Source organism: Streptomyces turgidiscabies Car8 (assembly GCF_000331005.1).
Classification (GTDB): Bacteria; Actinomycetota; Actinomycetes; order Streptomycetales; family Streptomycetaceae; genus Streptomyces; species Streptomyces turgidiscabies.
The window spans coordinates 1-7,956 of record NZ_AEJB01000455.1; the positions used below are offsets into that span (position 1 = coordinate 1).

At 69.5% G+C, this 7,956-nt stretch carries 8 protein-coding genes; 6 read left to right on the forward strand and 2 right to left on the reverse strand.

Translation table 11 applies throughout. The features are described 5' to 3' along the window. Positions 1 to 26: 26 nt before the first annotated feature. Both STRTUCAR8_RS33000 and STRTUCAR8_RS53570 read right to left on the reverse strand, forming a co-directional pair. The gene (locus tag STRTUCAR8_RS33000; RefSeq protein WP_006380571.1) at positions 27 to 683 is read right to left on the reverse strand and encodes a copper chaperone PCu(A)C domain-containing protein; all 657 of its coding nucleotides are present in this window, start codon (positions 681 to 683) and stop codon (positions 27 to 29) included. 113 nt (positions 684 to 796) lie between these two features. Then, positions 797 to 967 carry a hypothetical protein gene (locus STRTUCAR8_RS53570; RefSeq protein ID WP_179200633.1) on the reverse strand — a complete coding sequence of 57 codons (171 nt, stop codon included), beginning with the start codon at positions 965 to 967 and terminating at the stop codon, positions 797 to 799. 374 nt (positions 968 to 1,341) lie between these two features. Here STRTUCAR8_RS53570 and STRTUCAR8_RS33005 point away from each other — a divergent pair, with 374 nt between their 5' ends. The 6 genes from STRTUCAR8_RS33005 (at position 1,342) to STRTUCAR8_RS33030 (ending at position 7,920) form a co-directional block, all read left to right on the forward strand. After that, positions 1,342 to 1,824, forward strand: a complete 483-nt coding sequence (locus STRTUCAR8_RS33005; RefSeq protein WP_006380568.1) for a CarD family transcriptional regulator — start codon at positions 1,342 to 1,344, stop codon at positions 1,822 to 1,824. 393 nt (positions 1,825 to 2,217) lie between these two features. Beyond that, positions 2,218 to 2,970, forward strand: coding sequence for a 2-C-methyl-D-erythritol 4-phosphate cytidylyltransferase (gene ispD / locus STRTUCAR8_RS33010; protein WP_006380567.1), 753 nt, complete (start codon positions 2,218 to 2,220; stop codon positions 2,968 to 2,970). Further along, a complete protein-coding gene (gene ispF / locus STRTUCAR8_RS33015; RefSeq protein WP_006380569.1) occupies positions 2,960 to 3,499 on the forward strand; it encodes a 2-C-methyl-D-erythritol 2,4-cyclodiphosphate synthase in 540 nt (179 codons plus the stop codon). The genes ispD and ispF overlap by 11 nt, the downstream gene beginning before the upstream one ends. Positions 3,500 to 3,599: 100 nt before the next feature. Further along, entirely contained in the window at positions 3,600 to 5,003 is a 1,404-nt protein-coding gene (cysS, locus tag STRTUCAR8_RS33020; protein WP_006380570.1) for a cysteine--tRNA ligase, read from the forward strand. Between the two features lie 121 nt (positions 5,004 to 5,124). Beyond that, positions 5,125 to 6,066, forward strand: coding sequence for a 23S rRNA (guanosine(2251)-2'-O)-methyltransferase RlmB (gene rlmB, locus STRTUCAR8_RS33025; RefSeq protein ID WP_006380565.1), 942 nt, complete (start codon positions 5,125 to 5,127; stop codon positions 6,064 to 6,066). A 117-nt stretch (positions 6,067 to 6,183) separates the two neighbouring features. Continuing rightward, positions 6,184 to 7,920, forward strand: coding sequence for a DoxX family protein (locus STRTUCAR8_RS33030; RefSeq protein WP_179200632.1), 1,737 nt, complete (start codon positions 6,184 to 6,186; stop codon positions 7,918 to 7,920). The last annotated feature ends 36 nt before the right edge of the window (positions 7,921 to 7,956 follow it).

Sequence of the window (7,956 nt, forward strand, 5' to 3'; positions counted from 1 at the left end):
CGCCGCACACGCGTGGCCGAAGGCCCTTACTGGGCGGCCGACTCCGAGGTGCTCGGGGAAGCCCCGGCGGCAGGCGACCCGGCGTCCCCGGACGGGCTCGGGGAACCGGACGCGGCCGGCTCGCCGGACGGGGACGCGGACGGCGAGGCGGTGTCGGCCGGTGTCTCGGGGGCCGCGGTCGGGCCCCACGACGAGTAGTAGCCCGACGCCGGGACGACGAACGCGCGCAGGCTCACGTCACCGGTCTTGCTGAAGGTGAAGGTGACCTTCTGCGCGTTGCCGTCCTGAACCGCCTCGCGGCTGTTCGGCAGCACCGCGGAGGCGTTGTTCTCGCCACCGATGACGAGCGAGCCGTGCGCCGGGATGCTCAGGCTGCCACCCTTGGCGGCCTTCAGCTCGGCGGTCTTGCCGGTGCCGGGGACGGTGATCGACTCCAGCGTCTGGGCGGTCTTGCCGGTGTTGAACACCGTCGCGGAGACGGCGGCCGGGCCGGTCGACTCCAGCTCCGACGGGGTGATGACGACGACGTTCTGCAGCTTGATGTCGCCGACGGTCATGGCCGCGTTGTCCGGCTTGACCTCCAGCGTCTGGGCGTTGTTTCCGGCTGCGCACCCGGCGAGCGTGGCGACCGAGAACGCGAGGGCGGATGCGGCGAGGGCGCCGCGTCGAAGGCTGCTGCTCACGGCGGCGGCAACTCCTTGGAACGCACGGGCAGCTCCTTATAAAGCCGCCCTAAGTGACTGTCAGCGGCCTTAGGTTACCGAGCCGTTCCCCCGCCACCGCACCCGACCCGCCTCTAGCGGTCACCGGGGACGCCGTCCCGGGAGAGCGCGGGTGCCTCAGGAGCCACTTTTGACCCTTCCTCGGGGCATGACAGTCCGGCATTCACATAACCGCCGTCGGCAAACAGAGTTACCGGTTCGCGGATTTCCGGTGAAGGAATGAACGGCATCAGAAAATTGATCACCCGTAGATCATCTGCCGGGTCATCGGCTTGATCGTCCGGCGGACATCGGCCGGCGTGATCAATTCCGGATTCGTCCCGCACCCGAGTCCGCTGACCGAACGGAGTAGCGTAAGTCGCACACTTGGAAGCGGACATAAGTGGATGTTTGGTCGCCTGTCGGGGCCTCCGGGCGAGTGTAACGTCCGGGTTTCGGTTCGTTCGGAGAGCCGCTCCGACCTGCGAATACCCTCACCGTTCTCGCTTCCGCGGCCCTTCCGAAGCACGTTCCTGTTGCACTTGTCAAGCCCCGAGATATGCCCTGACCTGCGAAAACGCCATTCAGAAGCCGCCGTTTCCGTGTTACCCTGGATAGCCACGGAAGGGGTACCTGTCACATGACGTTCAAGGTTGGCGACACCGTGGTCTATCCCCATCACGGGGCCGCGCTGATCGAGGCCATCGAAACTCGCCAGATCAAAGGCGTGGACAAGACCTACTTGGTGCTGAAGGTCGCCCAGGGTGACCTCACTGTACGTGTGCCAGCGGACAATGCGGAGTTCGTCGGCGTACGTGATGTGGTTGGTCAGGAAGGGCTGGACCGGGTCTTCGAGGTCCTGCGCGCTCCGTATGCCGAGGAGCCCACGAACTGGTCACGTCGTTACAAGGCAAATCTGGAGAAGCTCGCCTCCGGTGATGTCATCAAGGTCGCGGAAGTCGTACGTGACCTGTGGCGTCGTGAGCGTGAGCGCGGACTGTCCGCCGGTGAGAAGCGCATGCTCGCCAAGGCTCGCCAGATCCTGGTGAGCGAGCTCGCGCTCGCGGAGAACACGAACGAGGACAAGGCCGAGGCCCTGCTCGACGAGGTGCTCGCGTCCTGACTCTGACCTGAACGCGCAGGCCCTGAAAAGCCCGCTCACTCAGCTCAAGCAGCACACTGAAATGCCGCGGTGCCCGATGACGTATCCAATGTCGCCGGGCGCTGCGGCATGTTCGTGCCCGGATTTCCCACCGCGCATCCGAGCGTCGAATCCGACACACCGTGCACAGGCGCCGTCAGCGGATTTCCTACGGGCAGTGGATTCTCCGCGGTCACGAGCTCCCCGCGGTCTGCCTGTAGCACTGAAGTACTGATACTTGAGCACTGATACCTGCTGTGCCGGGCCCGGAGCAGGCTCGACCGGAAGTCACGGAAGGGTCCGATCGAGGCTCGCGCCCGGCACTCCTCCAGGCCATACCCACGAGGGCTCGGCACACAAACCTGACAGGAACCGATGTCTGACGAATCGCGCCCCACACCGCCCGGGGCACGTACGGCCGCCGTGATTCCGGCCGCCGGCAGGGGCGTACGCCTCGGCCCGGGAGCCCCCAAAGCACTTCGCGCGCTGAACGGCACGCCCATGCTCATCCACGCGGTGCGCGCGATGGCCGCGTCCCGGGCGGTCTCCCTGGTCGTCGTCGTGGCCCCGCCGGACGGCGCCGCCGAGGTGAAGACCCTCCTCGACACCCACGCGCTGCCCGAACGCACCGATTTCCTGGTCGTACCCGGCGGCGAGTCAAGACAGGATTCGGTGAAACTCGGCCTGGACGCCCTGCCGCCAGGCATCGACATCGTCCTCGTGCACGACGCCGCCCGCCCGCTGGTACCGGTGGACACCGTCGACGCGGTCATCGAGGCCGTACGGGACGGCGCGCAGGCCGTGGTTCCCGCACTGCCACTCGCGGACACCGTCAAAGAGGTCGAACCCGCCACGACACCCGGCGAACCTGAGCCGGTGCTCGCCACGCCCGAACGGGCGCGACTGCGGGCGGTCCAGACACCGCAGGGTTTCGCGATCGACACGCTCGTACGGGCCCACGAGACGGTGACCGAGAACGTCACCGACGACGCGAGCATGGTCGAACAGCTGGGCCTGCGGGTCATGGTCGTGCCCGGCCACGAGGAGGCGTTCAAGGTGACCAGGCCGCTGGATCTGGTGCTCGCGGAAGCGGTACTGGCCCGCAGGAGGCTCAACGATGGGTTCTGAACAGACGTCCGGACGACCTGCCGTACCCCCCGCGCCCTCCGCAGCGGGGTTGGTGCTGCCCCAGGTCGGCATCGGTACCGACATCCACGCTTTCGAGGAGGGCCGGGAACTGTGGTGCGCCGGCCTGAAGTGGGAGAGCGAGGGGACGGGACTCGCGGGCCACTCCGACGCGGACGTCGTCGCCCACGCCGCGTGCAACGCGCTGTTCTCGGCGGCCGGACTCGGCGACCTGGGGCAGCACTTCGGCACCGGACGCCCCGAGTGGTCCGGCGCGTCCGGAGTGGCACTGCTGACGGAGGCGGCCCGGATCGTACGGGCGGCGGGGTTCACCATCGGCAACGTGGCGGTGCAGGTCGTCGGCCCGCGGCCGAAGATCGGCAAGCGGCGCGACGAAGCACAGAAGGTCCTGTCGGAGGCGGTCGGGGCGCCGGTCTCGGTCTCCGGCGCGACGACGGACGGCCTCGGCTTCCCCGGACGCGAAGAGGGCCTGATGGCGGTGGCCACGGCACTGGTGGTCCGTACGGGCTGAACCCCGAGGAAATCGCCCCACGCTCCCGGAACCCCGTAGGGGACGGATTTTTGTGCACAAGGGTCGCAAGGCACTGGTGTGGGGCCACTACCCTGGACCCGTGACCATTCGCCTGTACGACACCAACGCCCGGCAGATCCGTGACTTCGCCCCGCTCACACCGGGTTGTGTCTCGATCTACCTCTGTGGCGCCACCGTGCAGGCCGCTCCCCACATCGGGCACATCCGGTCGGGGCTCAACTTCGACATCCTGCGCCGCTGGTTCACCTACCGCGGGTACGACGTCACGTTCGTCCGCAACGTCACCGACATCGACGACAAGATCATCAGGAAGGCCGCCGAACAGGGCCGCCCCTGGTGGTCCATCGGCTTCGAGAACGAGCGGGCCTTCAACGACGGCTACAGCGCGCTCGGCTGCCTGCCCCCGACCTACGAGCCGCGTGCCACCGGCCACGTGACCGAGATGGTCGAGATGATGCGCGGGCTCATCGAGCGCGGACACGCGTACGAGGCCGACGGGAACGTCTACTTCGACGTGCGCTCCTTCCCCGGCTACCTGGAACTGTCCAACCAGGAACTCGACAACCTGCTCCAGCCCTCCGGGGACGGCGAGACCGGCAAGCGCGACCCCCGTGACTTCGCCATGTGGAAGTCCGCCAAGCCCGGCGAGCCGACCTGGGAGACGCCCTGGGGCCGAGGCCGGCCCGGCTGGCACCTGGAGTGCTCGGCCATGGCGCACAAGTACCTGGGGTCCGCCTTCGACATCCACGGCGGCGGTCTCGACCTGATCTTCCCGCACCACGAGAACGAGATCGCCCAGGCCAAGGCCTTCGGCGACGACTTCGCCACGTACTGGCTGCACAACGCCTGGGTCACCATGAGCGGCGAGAAGATGTCGAAATCCCTCGGCAACTCCGTCCTCGTCAGCGAGATGGTCAAGGCCTGGCGGCCCATCGTCCTGCGCTACTACCTCGGCACCCCGCACTACCGTTCGATGATCGAGTACAGCGAGGACGCCCTGCGCGAGGCCGAGTCGGCGTTCGCCCGGATCGAGGGCTTCGTGCAGCGCGTCGTCGAGAAGGCCGGCGGAGTCGTCGAGCCGTCCGCCGAGGTGCCGCCCGCCTTCGCCGAGGCCATGGACGACGACCTGGGCGTGCCGCAGGCCCTCGCCGTCGTCCACACCACCGTCAGGCAGGGCAACTCCGCACTCGCCGCCGACGACAAGGAAGCCGCCGTGGCCCGCCTCGCCGAGGTGCGCGCCATGCTCGGAGTTCTCGGACTCGACCCGCTCGACCCGCACTGGGCCGGCGAGATCGGTGACCGCGGCGAGGATCTGCACGGCGTCGTCGACAGCCTCGTACGACTCGTCCTCGACCAGCGCGAGGCCGCCCGCGGGCGCAAGGACTGGGGGACCGCGGACGCCATCCGCGATCAGCTCAACCAGTCCGGCCTCGTCATCGAGGACGGCCCGCAGGGACCGCGCTGGACCCTCGGTCCACGCTGAGCATTTCGGCTCATATCACCCCAATTCCTTGCTCATCTCCTTGATCGATTGTGCCGCCCGGGTTTCCGGGCGGCACACTCATAGACGTACACACGCACGTCTCCACACAGACAGGTAGGTCATGGCCGCTAACAACCGCCGCATGTCCGGCAAGAAGGGCGCGCAGGTCGGCAGTGGCGGCCAGCGGCGCCGGGGCCTTGAGGGCAAGGGCCCCACGCCGCCCGCCGAGGCGCGCAAAAAGCACAAGAAGAACCGTATTGCCAATGCCAAGGCCAAGCAGATCCAGCGGCGGCCCGCACCCAAGGGGCGCGGCGGGAAGGCGTCCTCCGAACTCGTCGTCGGACGCAACTCGGTCGTCGAGGCGCTCCGCGAGGGCGTCCCGGCCAGCATGCTCTACGTCCAGCAGTACATCGACAACGACGAGCGCGTACGCGAGGCGCTCCAGCTGGTCGCCGACCGCGGCGGCATCCACCTGATGGAAGCGCCCCGGCCCGAGCTCGACCGCATGACCAACGGCCTCAACCACCAGGGCCTCGTGCTCCAGGTCCCGCCGTACGAGTACGCACACCCGGAGGACCTCGCCAACGCCGCCTACGACAACGGCGTGGACCCCCTCATCGTCGTCCTCGACGGTGTCACCGACCCGCGCAACCTCGGCGCCGTCGTCCGCTCCGTCTCCGCCTTCGGCGGCCACGGCGTCGTCGTGCCCGAGCGGCGCGCCGCCGGCATGACCGCGGGCGCCTGGAAGACCTCCGCCGGCGCCGCCGCCCGTACCCCCGTCGCCCGCGCCACCAATCTGACGCGCACCCTGGAGGCGTACCAGAAGGCCGGCATCGTCGTCGTCGGTCTCGCCGCCGACGGGACCGACGAACTCGGCGACCTGCCCGCCCTCGGCGGACCCGTCGTCATCGTCGTCGGCAGCGAGGGCAAGGGACTGTCCCGGCTCGTCGGCGAGACCTGCGACCACCTCGTACGGATCCCGATGCCCGGCGGCACGGAGTCCCTCAACGCAGGTGTCGCGGCCGGGATCGTCCTCTACGAAGCGGCCCGCCGACGCGCCTGAACACGCGTGCACGGCGTCACCCGTACGGGGGAATCCGGGCGGGTGACGTGACCTTGACGCGGCCCGGACACATCCGCCAAGTCAAAGCAGTGTCCTAACCTCACGTCACTCGGTTAGATGAGTGTGGACACCAGAACACCCCGCACACCCACGGGGGACCGCTCGTCGGGATACGACGACGCTCCCGCGCTGAGCATGGTGAAGGTGCCGAGCGATCCGGCGCAGGTCATCGTCAACCATGCGAGCTTCCGCGTGCAGTTGGGGGCCTCGACGCGGCGGGCGGCACCGTCGTCCCGCGTCGCCCGGCACCTCGGCGCCTCCGAGGACACGGCGCGCATCCCCGTCGTAGGCGCCGGCGGCGCCACGGCCGTCCGACGCCGGGCACCCGTCGTCTGGAGCGGCAAGTCGGCGCCCGACGACACCGGCGCGCACCGCCTGCTCCAGGCCGTCCGGGGCTCCAGCGTGCGCCACGGCGAACAGCCGCCGGCCGCCGACGCCGGAGCGACCCAGGTCATCCCCCGTATCGACGACGAACTCGACTACGCCGGCAGCACCCTCGACCAGACCGTCGAGACCCCCATCGTCGGCAGCCAGCGCACCCACGGCTCCGACCCCGACACCGGCCGCCTCCTCCCCAACATGCGCACCACCGGCAGCGCATACGAGGAAGCCAGGTACGGCGACTCCGGATACGGCCAACCCGGCTACGGCGACGACGAGTTCGGCTACGAGGGCGACGAAGCCTACGAACGGGACGCCGACGGACGCCGGACCGGCGTCAGGCGCCACACCAACGACCCCGTACGGCACGCCTATTACCCCGGCCGCCGGATGAACCTCGGCGTCGTCCTGCTCCCGCTCCGCATCTTCCTCGGCTTCATCTCCATCTACGCCGGCATGGGCAAGCTCTGCGACCCCGTCTACTTCGACGGCGGCAAGCGCGGCTCCATGATGAAGTGGCTCAACACCCTTCACCCCTGGGAAGTCGCCGAACCCCTACGGCAGTTCGCCCTCCAGCACCCCGTCGGCTCCGGGCTCGTCATCGCCTTCCTCCAGGTCATCGTGGGCGTCCTCACGGTCCTGGGCCTCTGGCAGCGGGTCGCCGCGGTCGGCGGCGCCCTGCTCTCCGCCGCACTGCTCCTCACCGTCAGCTGGAAGAGCGTCCCCGTCTACGACGCCCCCGACATCATCTATCTGGCCGCCTGGTCGCCGCTGATCATCGCCGGCGCCCCCGTCTACTCCGTCGACGGCCGCCTCGCCGGCAGCGCCTGGCGCCGACTCGGCCCCCGTACGGACATCTGGGAGCTGCGGGCCTACGTCCTACGCCGTGGCGCCCTCGTCACGGCCGTCGTCATCGGTCTCACGCTCCTCATCGGCTCACTCCTCGGCGGCGCCGTCCGTGACGCCGACCGCGTGGTCGTCCCCGGCCCCGGCGAGGCCCCGCGCAACCAACTCCCCGGCTCCCCGCTCCCCGAGCAGTCCGGCGGCGAACGACGCGCCTCGAAGAGCCCCTCGACGGCCACCAAGTCCCCGACCCAGAACGCCACTTCGGCCAGTCCCACGACCGGCGGCGCCGCGACCACCCCCGACGAGGCCCGCGAGAGCGGCAGCGTCACCGGAAGTCGGCCCAGCCAGACCCAGGGCAGCGCCGGCCAGGCTCCGCCGCAGCAGACGACCCCGGCCCAGCAGGCGCCCAGCACCAGCTCCGGACCGTCCTCGTCGGGCGGCAGCACGGGCACCCCGGGCGGCACCAGCGGCGGCTCCACGGGCGGCAGCACCGGAGGCACCGGCGACGGCAGCACGGGCGGCTCCTCCACGGGCCAGCCGGGCCTGGTGGGCGGCCTCCTGGGCTAGCGACACGGATGCAACAAACCGCCTCGGTACGGCGGT

What these genes read in the sequence shown, in the direction of transcription:
- STRTUCAR8_RS33005 (WP_006380568.1), top strand. Translation starts at nt 1,342, where the DNA reads ATGACGTTCAAGGTTGGCGACACCGTGGTCTATCCCCATCACGGGGCC.
- STRTUCAR8_RS33030 (WP_179200632.1), top strand. Translation starts at nt 6,184, where the DNA reads ATGAGTGTGGACACCAGAACACCCCGCACACCCACGGGGGACCGCTCG.
- ispD (WP_006380567.1), top strand. Translation starts at nt 2,218, where the DNA reads ATGTCTGACGAATCGCGCCCCACACCGCCCGGGGCACGTACGGCCGCC.
- rlmB (WP_006380565.1), top strand. Translation starts at nt 5,125, where the DNA reads ATGGCCGCTAACAACCGCCGCATGTCCGGCAAGAAGGGCGCGCAGGTC.
- ispF (WP_006380569.1), top strand. Translation starts at nt 2,960, where the DNA reads ATGGGTTCTGAACAGACGTCCGGACGACCTGCCGTACCCCCCGCGCCC.